At 57.5% G+C, this 15,082-nt stretch carries 15 protein-coding genes; 5 read left to right on the top strand and 10 right to left on the bottom strand.

What is annotated here, in order from left to right:
• Window positions 1-45: 45 nt before the first annotated feature.
• The 3 genes from IOB61_RS02510 to IOB61_RS02500 form a co-directional block, all read right to left on the bottom strand.
• Window positions 46-987, bottom strand: a complete 942-nt coding sequence (locus IOB61_RS02510; RefSeq protein ID WP_290811686.1) for a glycine--tRNA ligase subunit alpha — start codon at window positions 985-987, stop codon at window positions 46-48.
• An 82-nt stretch (window positions 988-1,069) separates the two neighbouring features.
• Entirely contained in the window at window positions 1,070-3,007 is a 1,938-nt protein-coding gene (locus tag IOB61_RS02505) for a hypothetical protein (RefSeq protein WP_290811684.1), read from the bottom strand.
• A 308-nt stretch (window positions 3,008-3,315) separates the two neighbouring features.
• The gene (locus IOB61_RS02500; RefSeq protein ID WP_290811682.1) at window positions 3,316-4,107 is read right to left on the bottom strand and encodes an SDR family NAD(P)-dependent oxidoreductase; all 792 of its coding nucleotides are present in this window, start codon (window positions 4,105-4,107) and stop codon (window positions 3,316-3,318) included.
• 95 nt (window positions 4,108-4,202) lie between these two features.
• On the opposite strand from IOB61_RS02500, the gene IOB61_RS02495 reads away from it, so the two are divergent.
• From IOB61_RS02495 to IOB61_RS02480, 4 genes are read left to right on the top strand one after another with little or no spacing between them, the layout of a single operon-like run.
• Window positions 4,203-5,498 (top strand): diguanylate cyclase, encoded by a 1,296-nt coding sequence (locus IOB61_RS02495; protein ID WP_290811680.1) that lies wholly within the window; start codon window positions 4,203-4,205, stop codon window positions 5,496-5,498.
• 5 nt (window positions 5,499-5,503) lie between these two features.
• Window positions 5,504-6,208: a DsbA family oxidoreductase gene (locus IOB61_RS02490; RefSeq protein WP_290811677.1), complete on the top strand. Its 705-nt coding sequence runs from the start codon at window positions 5,504-5,506 to the stop codon at window positions 6,206-6,208.
• Window positions 6,208-6,693 (top strand): Holliday junction resolvase RuvX, encoded by a 486-nt coding sequence (gene ruvX / locus IOB61_RS02485; RefSeq protein WP_290811674.1) that lies wholly within the window; start codon window positions 6,208-6,210, stop codon window positions 6,691-6,693. The genes IOB61_RS02490 and ruvX overlap by 1 nt, the downstream gene beginning before the upstream one ends.
• Window positions 6,690-7,616, top strand: a complete 927-nt coding sequence (locus tag IOB61_RS02480; RefSeq protein WP_290811671.1) for an AEC family transporter — start codon at window positions 6,690-6,692, stop codon at window positions 7,614-7,616. The genes ruvX and IOB61_RS02480 overlap by 4 nt, the downstream gene beginning before the upstream one ends.
• A gap of 17 nt (window positions 7,617-7,633) precedes the next feature.
• On the opposite strand, the gene IOB61_RS02475 is transcribed toward IOB61_RS02480, so the two are convergent.
• A complete protein-coding gene (locus IOB61_RS02475; RefSeq protein WP_290811668.1) occupies window positions 7,634-8,233 on the bottom strand; it encodes a fasciclin domain-containing protein in 600 nt (199 codons plus the stop codon).
• A gap of 187 nt (window positions 8,234-8,420) precedes the next feature.
• On the opposite strand from IOB61_RS02475, the gene xseA reads away from it, so the two are divergent.
• Window positions 8,421-9,881: an exodeoxyribonuclease VII large subunit gene (gene xseA, locus IOB61_RS02470; protein ID WP_290811665.1), complete on the top strand. Its 1,461-nt coding sequence runs from the start codon at window positions 8,421-8,423 to the stop codon at window positions 9,879-9,881.
• Here the strand turns inward: xseA and IOB61_RS02465 are convergent.
• The 6 genes from IOB61_RS02465 to IOB61_RS02440 form a co-directional block, all read right to left on the bottom strand.
• Window positions 9,878-11,029 carry a lipid-A-disaccharide synthase gene (locus IOB61_RS02465; RefSeq protein WP_290811662.1) on the bottom strand — a complete coding sequence of 384 codons (1,152 nt, stop codon included), beginning with the start codon at window positions 11,027-11,029 and terminating at the stop codon, window positions 9,878-9,880. The two genes, xseA and IOB61_RS02465, sit on opposite strands and share 4 nt — an antisense overlap.
• The gene (locus IOB61_RS02460) at window positions 11,026-11,877 is read right to left on the bottom strand and encodes an LpxI family protein (protein WP_290811660.1); all 852 of its coding nucleotides are present in this window, start codon (window positions 11,875-11,877) and stop codon (window positions 11,026-11,028) included. The genes IOB61_RS02465 and IOB61_RS02460 overlap by 4 nt, the downstream gene beginning before the upstream one ends.
• 39 nt (window positions 11,878-11,916) lie before the next feature.
• Window positions 11,917-12,711, bottom strand: a complete 795-nt coding sequence (gene lpxA, locus IOB61_RS02455) for an acyl-ACP--UDP-N-acetylglucosamine O-acyltransferase (RefSeq protein ID WP_290811657.1) — start codon at window positions 12,709-12,711, stop codon at window positions 11,917-11,919.
• Window positions 12,708-13,154 carry a 3-hydroxyacyl-ACP dehydratase FabZ gene (gene fabZ / locus IOB61_RS02450; RefSeq protein ID WP_367272793.1) on the bottom strand — a complete coding sequence of 149 codons (447 nt, stop codon included), beginning with the start codon at window positions 13,152-13,154 and terminating at the stop codon, window positions 12,708-12,710. The genes lpxA and fabZ overlap by 4 nt, the downstream gene beginning before the upstream one ends.
• A 2-nt stretch (window positions 13,155-13,156) precedes the next feature.
• Complete coding sequence (gene lpxD, locus IOB61_RS02445; protein ID WP_290811654.1) at window positions 13,157-14,191, bottom strand: UDP-3-O-(3-hydroxymyristoyl)glucosamine N-acyltransferase; 1,035 nt, start codon at window positions 14,189-14,191, stop codon at window positions 13,157-13,159.
• Between the two features lie 164 nt (window positions 14,192-14,355).
• Window positions 14,356-15,081, bottom strand: coding sequence for an OmpH family outer membrane protein (locus IOB61_RS02440; RefSeq protein WP_290811651.1), 726 nt, complete (start codon window positions 15,079-15,081; stop codon window positions 14,356-14,358).
• Window position 15,082: the final 1 nt, after the last annotated feature.

Raw genomic sequence — 15,082 nt, 5'->3', positions numbered from 1 at the left:
GGGGATTTCTTCAGAGAAAAGTTCCAGCAAGAATTGGGGCATGGCTTAGACCACCTCGGCTTGGCTTGGGGCTTGGGTTTCAGCCCACAGAACCGCGCAGCCCTTGGCCTGATCGCGCACGCGGGCGATAAAGCTCTGCCGTTCGGTCGGCGATACCACCCCGCGTGCGTCGAGCAAATTGAACAGGTGGGAACATTTCAGCGCCCAGTCAAAAGCAGGCAATGCCAAGCGCTTGTCGCGCAAATGCGTGCACATACGCTCTGCATCCTCAAACCAGCGCTTCAGCATGGCAGGATCGGATTCTTCGAAATTAAAGGCCGATTGCTGGCGTTCATTTTCTAAAAACACGTCGCCATAAGTCACACCAAGACCATTAAAATCAAGGTCATAGACGTTTTCGACGCCTTGGACATACATGGCCAAGCGCTCAAGCCCATAGGTCAGCTCCCCCGAAACGGGCTTGCAATCGAGGCCGCCGACTTGTTGGAAATAGGTGAATTGGGACACTTCCATCCCATCACACCAAATCTCCCAGCCAAGCCCCCAAGCACCCACAGTTGGGTTTTCCCAATCATCTTCAACAAAGCGAATATCGTGCAGGCTGGGGTCGATGCCAATTTCATAGAGCGAGTTGAGGTAAAGCTCCTGCAAATTGGGCGGATTGGGCTTTAGGATCACTTGATATTGGTAATAATGGCCGAGGCGATTGGGGTTTTCGCCATAGCGGCCATCTTTCGGGCGACGCGACGGCTGCACATAGGCAGCACGCCACGGCTTTGGGCCTAGCGCGCGCAAGGTTGTTGCCGGATGCAGGGTCCCTGCCCCCACTTCGGTATCATAGGGCTGTAAGATCACACAGCCCTGACGGGCCCAATAGTCCGAGAGGGTAAGAATGATGTCTTGGAAGCTGGGCACTTTGCCAGCCGCCAGCGCCCGCGAGCAAGGCGTTTCGCGTGGGGCGACTTGAGGAGGATTAGATTGGGTCATGACCTTGTGTGCATAAAGCGCAAGCGGCCCCGCTTGCAACAAGCGAGGCCGTATTTAGCGCAGAAGAAGGTGGGAACCTATTCTATTCTTTCAAGCGCAAGCTGAAAGTTTCGCGCGCAATCTGCTCAAAAGTCGCGTTCAACTGGCTCGCGTCAACCGCGAAGGCGCGATCTGCACTGCCCGCACAGGTGCGCAAGCGACTGACAGCATCAGTATCCGAGACGTTGATCGCCACCGTATAGAGTTCAACCTTATAGGTATCGCGGATGGCGGTACACCAAGATTGCATCCGACTGTCGAGTGTTGCGCGGTCGGGAGATCCAGAACATCCAGGCGCACCCGATTCATTACAACCCCAATAGCCCGGGAAGTTGACCGCCTGCTCGTTCGCCCCATCGGTCATGAGAACCATGACTTTGGTAACAGAGCTCGATCCAAATGGCTCAGGCTTGTTGTGCTGGAAGAAATTGGCCCATTCGTTGCGCGGTGACAGGGCGCGCAGGCCCCAGCGCAAGCCAACATCCGCATGGGTCCCACCTGGCGAAGGCGACAAGCGGTCGATCGTGTCGATCAATTGGCTACGATTTGCCGATAAGCCAAGCATCGGCATGGGGCAGTTCAGATTTGGCCCCGTGATGCGGCGGAAACTATCCCAAGTCTGCTTTGGTACCCATGAGCACCAAGCCCCATTGGCATTATTCCACGTGATCTCATTATAGTCGGCCACGCAGCCATTAGCCGTGCCGGTGTTCAGGTTAAGCTGACAGCCACCACCACTGATACAGGCTTGCGAGCCTGTGAAGTTAAAGAAGGCATTGCGTGTACCATTATTGTCGCTTTGCGAGCAATTAATGGTCGTGATGCTTGGGCTACCCGATGGACAGGAATTGAAGGTACAGGGGTAAGGATTATTGACGCAGGCCGCATTCATCGTTGTCTTGCCAAAATTCAGGAATGCAAAAGTAGCAGGCTTTTGCCCTGGCAGGATCAACTTGCCCTGTGTTTGTGGCGGCGGTGGTGGCGGGGGCGGCGGTGGCCCAGGCGGCGGTGGTGGCGGAGACGAACAGCCCGTCCAATTGTCGCACATTCTGGTTGCGGTCACACCCTTTGTGCGGGTTGCGTTATTCACGCGCGGCGGCACACGCAGCGCATTCCAGCTCATGCCTGTTTTGGTCTCGTCATTGGCAGTCAGGCTTTCGCCGGCACCCGAGATACAGCCACGCCACCCTACCGGCGCGAAGAGTGTGTTTAATTGGGCCGTTGTCTCCGTGACATTTGACGATCGACCGATAATATTTGTTGGCAAGGAACGCGTGCCGGCATCAACAGGACTGCGCACAGCCGCCGCACCATTATTCCAAGTTTGATCGGGTACTTCGCTGCGAATATTGACCGTTGTCGTCCAAGGAATAATCGCCACCCGCAAGCGATCTGGAATAGTCACGGTGTTGAACAGCGTGTTTACGAAGCCCTTTGCTGCGCTGCGCATCTGGGTGAAGCGCGTGGTTGGGCGACCATCCTTTTGGAACATGGATGCGGTCGTATCCATCACAACCGCGACTTCAAGCCGGCGGTCGGTCCCAGCCGTCGCCACGCCCACAGCGCTGAGGGTAACATAGGAGCGCCCAACCAAGCCGCCCAAGATCAAGCTTTGCGTACCCGTACCCGTCAGCCGGGCTGAACCATCAGAATCCCACGTAACAGTAGCCAGAAGATTGCTAACACCTCGTTCCTCCCCGGGGGCAGAGGCCAGAAACGCTTTGGTACCAGCAGCTTCACCGGCAGCACGTGCAGCACTTGCGCCAAGCGAGCTTTTGTCGGCCTGCTCGCGCTTGGCGGCCAAAGCCCCCGCATCTGCTGCGGCAGCCAATGATGCCTTGGTATTGGCAATGCGGTTCAACTCAATGGAAGCCCCAAGCACGCCTAATGACACCGATGAAACCAGTGCAAAAATGACAGCGACATTGCCGCGCTCAACGCGCGTAACTTTCGTCGCTAACACAGTCTTCTTGAATTTCATCGACCCGAATCCTTCGCAGTACCTTCACACATGAGGCACTTACTCGAGAGATAACATCGAAGTTCCTAACATTCGGTCAAAACAACCGGTAAACAGACAATAAACCCAATAGAATCAATTTTATTTAATAGGTATTCAATAGGTATTGCGCCATCAAATTAAAGGCGCAATACAGTCAAAAAACGATTAACCAAGCCAGATTTAGTTTTATGATACCTTATCTGGCAGCCGAGATCGGCGCGATCTTTGCTACCCTGCCAATCCTAGACTGACGGGCGCAGATTGACGTCCTATTCGCGGACACAGGCTTAAAGCGCTTGCCCATCGTCAATCTGAAGGATTGCCCCACTGGTGAACCGGCCTGCATCTGACACCAGCCACGTCATCGCGCCGTCTAAGGCCTGGTCATCCATCAGACGGCGACGGGGAAATCCCGCAACCATCTTTTGCCCACCAGGTTGGGCCAACCAATCGGCATTGATTTCAGTCTCAATATAGCCCGGGCAAATGGCATTCACATTAATGCCTTTCCGCATCCATTCGGCAGCCATCGACTTGGCCATCATGACGACCGCAGCTTTTGAAACGCAATACGGCACCAGACCGGGAAGCGGCTTTAGGCCTGCCATAGAGGCGATCAAGATGATCCGGCCATCCCCACGCTCGGCACTGCCGCTGGCGATCATGCGTTTGGCCCCTTCGCGTGCGGTGATAAACACGCCCCGCACATTAACCGACATGACGGCGTCATACGCCTCCATTGAAATATCGGTCGCAAGGCCAATTTCATTGGTTCCCGCATTGGCGATCACAATTGAGGGCAAGCCTAAACCTGCTTCAGCGGCATCAAATGCGGCGATGACGCTGGCCTCATCCTGGACATCAAGTTTAACAGCCTGTGCTTGCCCGCCTGCGGCTTGAAGTGACTCCACCAAGGCTTCCAAGCGGTCTGTCCGTCGCGCGCCGCAGACAACTTTTGCGCCAAGCCCTGCTAACAGGCGGGCAAAATGGGCCCCAAGGCCAGAGGATGCCCCGGTAATCAGTGCGGTTTTGCCTTGGAGGCTGAAATCAGGCTGGATTAGAACAGGGTTGGCAGTCAAAATGGGGGCCTTTCACATTCGTTTACTGACGACTCAGTTTCCCCACGCTAGGGTGCTGTACGAATTTCGCAATGGTCCTTGAAAGTAGGCATAGGATGGCAAAGCCCCATATTCTTGTTCTTGCTGGCGATGACGCGAGCGAAGCCTTGTCGAAAGCGGGTTTCACCATTGCGGGCGAAGACCACCAGCGCCGCCAAACCGCAGCAATTGTTGTCGATACGCGGGGCGAAGCTGGGCCAAAAGCGGGAGATTTGGCGCGATCACTCAAAGCGGCGCTTGGGCCACGGGCGGGTCTGTTTATGGCGTGGAGCAATGGCGAAGAAAATTTCGACGTCAGCGCCTTTGACGGGGTGCTCGATGCGTTTGCAACACCTGCCGTCTTGGCCGCTCGCTTGGGGTCGAGCTTGCGCATTGCAGTTATGGCCGATGAGGCCAAAATGCGGTTTCGAACTTTGGCGCGCTTTGGCGGGCCAGCCCATCCGCCCATCGTTAATAGTGCAAAGGTGCCGCGCATTTTGATCTTCGGCCAACCAGGGCCCGATTTATTGCGCTTTAGCACGGCCATGACCCAGCAAGGGGCCGAGACCATCGCCGCTTTCACCTCATTTACCGCCTTTGACTATCTCCATGAGAGTGACTTTGACGGGGTGGTGATTTTAGCCCGCGATGATCGGCCCACGGCTTTGAGTTTTTGTGCGGCGATGCGGCGCAATGCGCGCATGTTCCATATGCCTTGCTTGATCCTGGGCTCGCCAGATTTCGACAATCCCCATGAAGCCATTGAGCGGGGCGCGACTGACTTTGCCGTGGCTGGCGATGATGATAATATGGCCGCCGATCGCCTGCTTAATTTTGTGGAAGAAAAGCGCAGCCGCGATGCGTTAAATCTGGCATTTGCCGCAGCCCGCGCGCCCGCGGCGATGGAAGCAACCACCGGCCTTTATGCGCCCTCTTTCTTTTTGACGCATTTAGAAAGCCTAGCCCACAGAGCGCATGAAACCGACCGCCCCTTATCCATTGCTTTGGCCCGGCTTGACCCCAAAGCAAGTCTCGGCGTGGTGCATACACGTCAGGGGATAGAGCGCTTGATTGGCCAGTCTGGGGCTATGTTATCGCGGTTGGTGCGCGCCGAGGATGTGGCTGCCCGCCTCGATCAGACAACATTTGCCGTGGCGTTCCCTAGCTCGGACGAGGAGGCCGCCGCGATAGCAGCCGAACGCATTGCCGCCGTCCTTGAATGTACCGCCTTTGACGTCCAAGCTGACCATACAAGCTATAGCAATGATCAGCCGATCCAGATCAAACTCGCCATTGCAAGCGCCAGCCTCTCGCCCCATGAAAGCGCCTCAGGCCTGTTGCAACGCGTTACACGTTTGCTGGAACAAGGCTAAAACCAATGAGCGATCCTATCCCCCAGACCCCCATCCTTGACCGGCCAATTACGATTGATTTCATCTCTGACGTCATTTGTCCGTGGTGTTATGTGGGGTTTCGCGCCTTGGTAACTGCCTGTGTAACGCGCCGGGAAATCCCCACCCACCTTTCCATGCGCCCGTTTGAATTAGACCCCACGACCCCCAAAGAGGGCGCAGACCGCAAGGCGCGCCTTCTTGCCAAATTTGGTGGCGATGAAGCCCGCCTCAAAGAAATCTCCCAAGCCGTGGTGGAGGCGGGCCTACGGGTCGGCATTGAGTTTAACTTTGACGCGATCAAGACCACCCCCAATACACGCGATTGCCACCGCTTGTTGCGCTGGGCGCGCTCAGCGGGTGTGGAAGTCGAATGCGCCGAAGCTTTGTTTCAAGCCTATCATGTGGAAGGCGAAGACTTGAGCCAAGCTGCGACTTTGGTCTCTATTGCCCGGGGCCTCGGCATGGATGGCGACCTTGTCGCGCGGCTATTGGCCAGCGATGCAGACGTGGCCCCGGTTGAACAAGAACTCGATATCGCCCAGCGTATGGGCGTCACGGGTGTGCCGACCGTCCTGTTCAATCAAAGCTTTGCGGTTGTTGGGGCGCAAGGTGTGGAGACTTTTGTGGCTGCCCTCGACCGGGCACGTGGCGAACAACTTGCTGCTCCTGCTGCCCCCGGCACCGCCTAATGCCAATTCTGGACTATCCGGCCTTTTGTGAAAGTTTGCCCGCCCGTCAGGCTTTAATCGGCATAGACCCCGGATCAACCACGATTGGGGTAGCCGCTTCGGATGTGACGCGTTTGATCGCAAGCCCCGCTGGCGGGGTGAAGCGCACCAAAATGGCCGCCGATGGAGAGGCAATATTTGCGATCTATGATGACCGCTCTGCCTGTGGCCTCGTGGTCGGCCATCCGATCAATATGGATGGGTCGAAAGGCCCCTCCTCGCAAGCCGCCCGTGCTTTTGCCCGCAATTTGTTGAGCATCCGCGACGTGCCGCTTCTGATGTGGGACGAGCGGCTCTCCACCGCGGCGGTTCAGCGCCAAATGATTGCCGCCGATATGACACGGGCCAAGCGCGCCGCAGTCGTAGATGCTGCCGCGGCTGCCTATATGCTGCAGGGGCTTTTAGACCGCATGCAAGGCGGGTTCAGTCTCGGCCCCCGATCATGAATGTCGCCTTCACCGCCATTTTGCCCGTCTTTCTGGTGATTGCCATTGGCTTTTTCGCCAAGCGCGCCAAAGTGGTGCCCGATGCGTCTTGGGCGGCCGTCAATTCCTTTGGCTATTGGATGCTTTATCCGGCCTTCTTGTTTTCAACCGTGGCAAGTGCCGATTTTTCAGGCCCGGATACGGTGCATTTCCTCACCTGCCTGGTCGTCGGCTTTGCTTTAGCGGGCTTATGGGGGCTTAGCCTGCGGCTGTGGTTTCGCGAGGATGGACCTGCTTTTACCTCAATCTTTCAAGCCAGTGTACGCTGGAACGGCTTTATTGTTTTAGCCGCAGCCCCTGCCCTTTATGGACCTGAAGGCCTTGCGCTGATTGCTTTGGGCTTTGGCCCTGTGGTCGCCTTTGTGAATTTGATGAGTGTGTTTGTCATGGCGCGCTGGGGGCAGAATGACATTGTTCCAAGCCTAAAGGGGGCTCTGGGCGAGGTGATGCGCAATCCCTTGGTGCTTGCAAGCTTAACTGGGATTATTGCCAATCTGATTGGCTTAACCAAGCATATTGGCCCGCTGGAACCTGCCCTCGCGCTATTGGGTCGGGCAGCCATGCCAGTTGCTTTGGTAAGCGTTGGGGCGGCTTTGAGTTTTGAGGGTTTGGGAAAAGTGCCGCTGCGCTTGGCGGTTGGCGTGGTCTCAAAGCTTGCCATAGCGCCGCTGTTGATGCTGCTCGTCACCCAAATGCTGGGGCTTGCCCCCTTGCCGAGCGCGGTGGCGATTGGGGTGGCCTCTATGCCCAGCGCGCCAGCGGCCTATGTGCTGGCGCGAGAACTGGGGGGCGATGCGCCTTTAATGGCGGGTTTGGTGACCGCAACGACTTTGATCGCTTTGGTCACCATTCCCTTTTGGCATGTGCTGACGATGCCGGCCTGAATTGGCCGGCAGCCGCCTTAGTGGCGCTTCGCTGCTGGCGGCATCAAGACCGTGTCGATCACATGGATCACGCCATTGGATGCCCCAACATCAGCAGAAGTTACCGCAACCCCATTGACGGTCACGCGGCCATTGCGGCCATCAATCGTGGCTTTCCGGCCTTCGACGGTGGTGGCAGGGGTCACTTTGTCAAGCAATTGGTTTGATGTGATTTTGCCGGGCACCACATGATAGGTCAGGATGGAGATCAATTGGGCGCGGTTCTCAGGCTTCAACAGATTTTCCACGGTACCGGCTGGCAATTTGGCAAAGGCTGCGTCGGTGGGGGCAAAGACGGTAAAGGGGCCGGTGGTTTTCAGCGTATCAACCAAGCCCGCAGCGGTCAGTGCCGCGGCAAGGGTCTTAAAGCTTCCAGCGCCGACGGCCACATCAATGATGTCGCCGCTGGCAGCTCTTGCAGGCTTTGCAGTGGTTGAAGCCGCATGATAGCCGATGGTCTGAAAGCCAGCCGCTTGGGCTGCGGCATCGGTTTTGGTTTTGGCGCATTGGGCCATTGCCGGTGCTGCAGACAAAGCGAGGGCGGCTGCCGCCGTAGCGAACATTTTGAAGTTTAACATATTTTTATCCTAAAGACCGAGCGGGATAGCTCTGAGACCGTCTACGCAGCCTGGTTCAACTGGATGTATGAGAACCCAATTTCGTGATGTTTCTCTCTGATTTGTAATTCTAGAGCCTATTTCAGACCCAAATCGGCCCATCACAAAGTCCCTTCCCCCGGCCCCCGCATCGCACTAGACAGAAGTCATGAGCAAAGAGCCCTCAAACGCCCCAGAATTTTCTGTTTCTGAGCTATCCGGCGCAATCAAGCGCCGCTTGGAAGATGATTTTGGCAATGTCCGGGTGCGCGGCGAAATGGGCCGGGTCACGTTGGCGCGGTCTGGCCATGTCTATGTTGATCTGAAGGATGCCAATGCCGTCTTATCCGCCGTCATGTGGAAAGGTGTGGCTGCTGCTCTCAAGTTCCGCCCCGAAGAAGGGATGGAAGTGATTGCCACGGGCAAAATCTCCACCTTCCCGGGCTCGTCAAAATATCAGCTGATCATTGAGCGGCTTGAGCCTGCAGGCGTTGGCGCTTTGCTGGCGCAATTGGAAGAGCGGCGTAAACGCCTTGCCGCTGAAGGCCTGTTTGACCCTGCGCGAAAACAGGCCCTGCCCTATCTGCCCAGTGTCATTGGCGTGGTGACCAGCCCGACGGGGGCTGTTATCCGCGACATCCTTCACCGCTTGTCCGAGCGCTTCCCCGTCCATGTAATCTTGTGGCCGGTTCTGGTGCAAGGCGACAAGGCCGCAGACCAAGTGGCGCGCGCCATTGCAGGCTTTAATGCCTTGCCGTCAGACGGGCCGGTACCACGCCCAGACCTTTTGATTATCGCGCGCGGTGGGGGTTCCATTGAAGACCTGTGGGCCTTTAATGAAGAAGTGGTGGTCCGTGCTGCTGCGGCCAGTGCCATCCCGCTCATTTCAGCTATTGGGCATGAGACCGATACAACGCTGATCGATTTTGCATCCGATCGTCGGGCACCGACCCCGACTGGGGCCGCTGAAATCGCCGTGCCCGTGCGGCTTGAGTTACAAGAGCGGATCGGCTTGATCGGTGCCCGCTTGTCACGCGCCATGGTACGGGGCCTAGAGCGGTCGAAGATTGAATTACGCGCCGCAACCGCCCGCCTTCCCCGCGCCGATACCTTATTTGCCAGTGCCCGCCAGCGCATGGATGTGATTGATTTGCGCTTTGGCCCATCGCTGCGCACCTTGGTTGCGGCCAAAGCCCATGGGCTTGCGGCTATTGGCGGGCGCTTGCGGCCACAAGTCCTGCACCAAGATGTGACGCGCAAAGCCCAAGTTGTTGCAAGCTTGGGCCAAAGATTGGGCGCTGCCCTCACCCGCCGGACGGCGCTTGAACGCGATGCGCTTGCCCGGTCCGAACAGCGCTTAACCTTGGCAAGCCAGCGCTTAACCTCAGGCCTCACACGCAGCCTAGAAGCCAAGAGCCGCCATCTGGCAGGCCAAGCAAGCTTGCTGGAAGCCCTCTCCTACCGCTCTGCGCTCGAGCGCGGCTTTGCGGTGGTACGTACGGAGAAAGGTGTGGTGGTGCGCGCCAAGTCTGCGATTAAGGCAGATGCTAAGCTTACGCTGACTTTCCTCGACGGCGATGTGAAAGTGCGCGCCAGCGATGGGCCGGTGCAAGGCAGCCTGTTCGACTAAGCCGCATCCAATAGGCTCAATAACGCATCGGCGGCACGCTCTGCCGCTGGTGGATCATGCCTACCCATTTTATCAAGAGCTAGGGCTTGCGCGCTCAATTGGTCTTGCGCGGCCTTGGGATCATAGAGAAGCTTTGAAGCGGCCTCGGCCAAGGCCTCAGGCGTCAGGCCATTTTGCACAAATTCCGGGATAGCCATCCGCCCCAACGCGATGTTGAGCAGGCAGATGAAGCGGCTCTTCAACAAGAAAGTCAGAATGATAAAGCCGCTGATGGCACCAAGGCGATAACCAATCACCATGGGTGTTTCTTGCAGGGCAACTTCGGTTGCGACCGTACCTGAACAGGCCAAAGCCACATCGCCTGCAGCAAAAGCATCAAGCTTTTCATCCTCGCCCACCACATGGTGCGGGAAAGTCCAGCTCGCCGCCCGCTCCTTGATGGCTTCCGCCACCGAAGGGGCCAGGACCGCCACGACATGCACGTTAGGGTCTTTGCTGCTCAGGAGGGCGGCTGCCCCTTCCAGCGTGGGTGCCACGCGCTGGATCTCGCCCCTACGAGAGCCGGGGAGCAACAGGACAATCTTCTTATCGGTAAGGCTGTGGCGCGCCCGAAACTGTGCGCCGTCACCCTTGCCAGCCCGCGCAATCGCTGGGTTACCAATGACCGTGACGGGCAAGCCCGTGCCTTCATAAAAGGGCACTTCAAAATCATGGATGCAGAATAAGGCATCATAGACTTGTGCCACTGTCTTGGCGCGACCCGGCCGGGTGGCAAAGACTTGTGGGCCAATCATTTTGATTAAGCGCGCTTTGGGAACCCGCGCGCGAATGGCCTTGGCCGCACGCAAGGTAAAGCCCCAAGAATCAATCAGGACGACGGCATCTGGCCCAAAGGCTTCAGCTGCAACCCCTGTTTCTTCTGCCCGTGCATTGACGGTTTTGAGTGCCGCGAGGCCTTCGGTCAGGCCCAGAACCGACAGGCCCTCAATCGAGACGGCACTTTGAATACCTTGGCTGGCCAATTTCTCGCCACCAACGCCTGCAATCACCAAATCAGGGCGGCGGGTGCGCAGGGTCGCAACAAGCTCTGCGGCCAATTCATCGCCCGACGGTTCTCCGGCAACCACAAAGACACGATAGGGCTTCATGACGCCCGATCCACGGCGACGCCCAGAATGAACAGGCCTGCTTCTTCTGCTGCGGCGATCACATTGTTGCGGTCGATGATCAAAGCGCCGCCTGCCTCAACCACAATGCCCGCAAGGCCCGCTTTAGAGGCACCTTCCACCGTTTTGACGCCAATGGTTGGCAAGTCTACGCGGCGTTCCTGATCGGGCTTTGCACGCTTGGCCAACACCCCGCGACGGGCCGCCTTGGTGCCGCGAATATGGGTGGAAAGTTCATGGACCCGCGCCAGCATACGGTCTGTGCCTTCTTGGGCCTCAACCGCCAGCACCAAGCCGTCAACAATCACTGCCCCTTGGCCAATATCCAGCCGACCAATTTCAGCGGCAATCGCCATGGCCTTAGTGGCATCTTCGCGTTGTTCTTCTGTCGGCTCTGCCCCGGCAATCAGGCCCTCCTCGGCCAGAAGATTTGCCAGAACTTCATCGGTGCCGACAATGGCAAAGCCCTCGCGCTCAAACTCTGCCAAGACCGCGCGTAACAGCGCGTCATCGCCTTTGCGCATCTCAGCCATAATACGGGGCAGCGCCAGCGCGCCGCGCAAGTCTGGCTTCAGGGTGGAAAAATCAGGCCGATTGACGAGGCCCGCAAACACCAAAGCATCCACCCCATCGGCCTTGAGGGCTTTCATACGCTCACCAAAATTAGCCAAAGCACAGTCGCTGCCGGGATATAGGCTCAAGCGCGGGTCGCACATGCCCTTGATCCGGCTCACATGCACCGGCATGCCGGAATCGCGACAATGCTGGGCCAAGAGAACGGGTAAGTCCCCTGCCCCGGCAATGATGCCTAGTTTCGAAAATGCGCGCATGTGGTCCCTTTTGGTCCGTCAACGTCCATGTAGGAAGCCTTAGCGTTCCGCGCTACAAATCCCGCGTTTCGACGTGCCGTTCAAGAAGTCCAGCATGGCTTGAACCTGTTCATTATCTTGGAAGCTTTCGCTGACATCGGAAATGCGGTCCTGCAACGGCGTCACATCATCGCCAAACAGCATATCAAAGGCGGCAAGAATATCGCGGATTTGGGCGGTTGAGTTACCGCGCCGCTTAAAGCCCACAATGTTCAAGCCCTTCAAATGGGCGGGGTTGCCATTGGCCATTGCAAACGGAATGACGTCGCGCGTCACCAAGGCCAAAGCGCCGATAAAGGCAAAGGTGCCGATGCGCGTCCATTGGTGCACCGCTGCCAAACCGCCAATATAGACGCCCTTAGCCAAATGGGCGTGCCCGCCCAAGGTCGCGCTGCGCGCCAGGATGCAATTATCTTCCACCACACAATCATGGGCGACATGGGAATTGTCCATGAAATAGCAGCCATCGCCAATCTTGGTCAGGCCCTGATCGCGGGTTGAGCCGCGGTGCATGGTCACATGCTCGCGGATGACACAGGACGCACCAATGACAAGCTGGGTGTCGCTATCCTGATAGGGATGGATTTGCGGTGGGCCACCCAGAACGGCAAAGGGCCAAACTTGCGTAGCGGCCCCGATGCTAACCCGCCCATAGGTCGTGACGTTAGAGACCAAATGGGCATCTGGCCCGATGGTTGTTTGGCTGGAAATATAGCAAAAAGGGCCGATTTTGGCCCCATCATGGATCACAGCACCATCTTCAATGACGGCCGAGGGATGGATGGTTGCGCTCATGCCAAATCTACTTTCATGGCAGCCCATTCCGCCTCGCAGGCCAATTGGCCATCGACTTCGGCCTTACCGGCAAATTTGTAGATATTGCGGCGACCTAACAGCACTTCGACATGGATGTTTAACACATCCCCCGGCCGCACTGGACGGCGGAACTTCGCATTATCGACCGACATGAACATGATGCCAGCGGTCTTGGCGTCAACCTTCAAGGTCTTGGACATCAGAACGGCACTGGCTTGGGCCATGGCTTCAATCTGCAAGACACCGGGCATCAGGGGGCGGCCCGGAAAATGGCCCTGAAAGAAGGGTTCATTGGCCGTTACGCACTTAATGCCGCGAATGCTCTGTCCCTCGACATAGTCAAAGCACCGATCAATCAACAGAAACGGAAAGCGGTGCGGGATCAGGCGTTCAATTTCGTCACAATCAATCATGTCGCTCATATCTATTCCCCGCCCTTCGGGCTTGCTTGTGGTTTTGGGTTGACCAATCGTTTGAGGGCAACCGATTCTCGCATCCATTGTCGCAGCGGTTTGGCGGGATAGCCACCCCAGGCTTCGCCCGCAGGAACCGATTCCAAGACACCGCTTCCGGCTGCGATCACCACGCGCTCACCCACTTGAATGTGATCACCCAAGCCGACGCGACCGCCCATCATCACATTGTCACCAATCTCGCACGAGCCGGAAATCCCACCGAATGCCGCGATGACGACGCCCAGCCCAAGTTGGCAATTGTGCGCGATTTGCGTGAAATTATCGATTTTACAGCCAATGCCCAAGACCGTATCGCCAAAAGCGCCGCGATCTACCGCACAGAGTGAGCCAACAGATACGTCATCTTGCAAAATCGCCCGACCCAATTGCGGCACGTCAACCGGACCATTGGCTGTTGGGGCGACGCCAAAGCCCACCTCACCAATCACACTGCCCGAAGAAATCGTGACCCGGTCGCCAATCAAAGCGCAATAAATGGTGACATTGGCCCCGATCCGGCAGTTACGCCCAATCGCAACCCCCGGGCCGATGACGCTATTGGGGCCAATTGTGGTCCCTCTGCCAATCTCAACATCCTCACCAATGACCACACCGCGGCCAATAATGACATCTGCTTCAAGCTTGACGGAGGCAGGGACCGCGGGGGCTGTTGGGTCAAAGTCGCGGCGCGCGACGAGCGCTGCGGCAGCCGCGGCAAAAACCGCGCGCGGTTCTTTCACGATTAAGGGTGCCACGCCCGCTGGCAACATGGAGGCATGCTCAGCCCGGACGAGACAAGCCCCAGCCTTGGTTTCTACCTGCGACTTCCCTTTGGCTGGCCCCTGACAAAAGGCGAGATCGGATGGTGTGGCTTGATCGAGGGGGGCACAGCTTTTGAGGGCCAAATTCGGATCAAAGCCCCCGGGTAACTCCGCCCGCACCACTTGGGCCAATTCGGCCAAGGTTTTGGGCCCGAGGAGCCTGTAGAAGCGCGGATCAATCATCTTTTGGGCTCCGAGTCGGATAGTCTAGGCCTCTATAAGCGAATTATCGCAAGCCCACGCAAGCCCGACACGCAGGATAGAAAACGCGGCCCCCTGACAGGAGACCGCGCTTTGAGGCGTCGTGGTGGCCGATTGCGGCATTTGCCCGCAATGCGGGCAGCCGCTTAAGGGCGACGGGGTGCAGCTGCGGGTGGACGTGCTGGCAGAGGAGCACCCGCAGGTGCTGCTGCAGGGGCTGCCCCGGCAGCTGGAGCAGCAGCAGGCGCGCCTTGGGTTGGCAAGGTCGCACGGACCACATTGATCGTCTTGGTGGTGGCGTTCAGGCGCGTGATCAAATCAGCGGTCATGTCGACGCCTGGAATGAAAGCCTCAACTTGGTTTGCCGAAATGGCGATCAAACCGTTGCGGGCAACCAAGGTTTGTTGAAGCACAGGGGCAATGGCCTTGTTGAAGGCATCAATCGCATTGCGCTCAGTCAATTGCATGACTTGGCTCAAACGCTCTTGCTTCTGTTGGAACTCATTATTGAGGCGCTGGAAGGCTTCTTGGCGCTGACGACCAGCGGCACTTTGCGATTCCTGAACCGAGCTTGCGAGGATGGCGCGCAATTCAGACTCAAGCTGGCGCTGATCTGGCTCTAATTCACGATTGATTTGGTCGCGAATGGCTTTGAGTTTGTTCGACATATCTTGGCCGGCCAAGCTGTCTTGGATCAAAGAGCCAAGGTCATAGACAACCACTGGGCTCAAAACAGCTGGCGCGCCGGCTGGGCGCGCGGGGGCAGCCGCAGCGGCTGGCGCTGGGGCTGGGACGGGCACTGGGGTTTGCGCTTGGGCGGAGGTTGCCGCCAAAAAGGCTGCAACGCCAGCCATCAGATAGTGTGCTTTCATA

This window comes from Aquidulcibacter sp., assembly GCF_020253525.1.
Lineage (GTDB): Bacteria > Pseudomonadota > Alphaproteobacteria > Caulobacterales > Aquidulcibacteraceae > Aquidulcibacter.
Note: the sequence above shows the minus strand (reverse complement) of the source record. Positions and strands in the feature narration are given on the sequence as shown.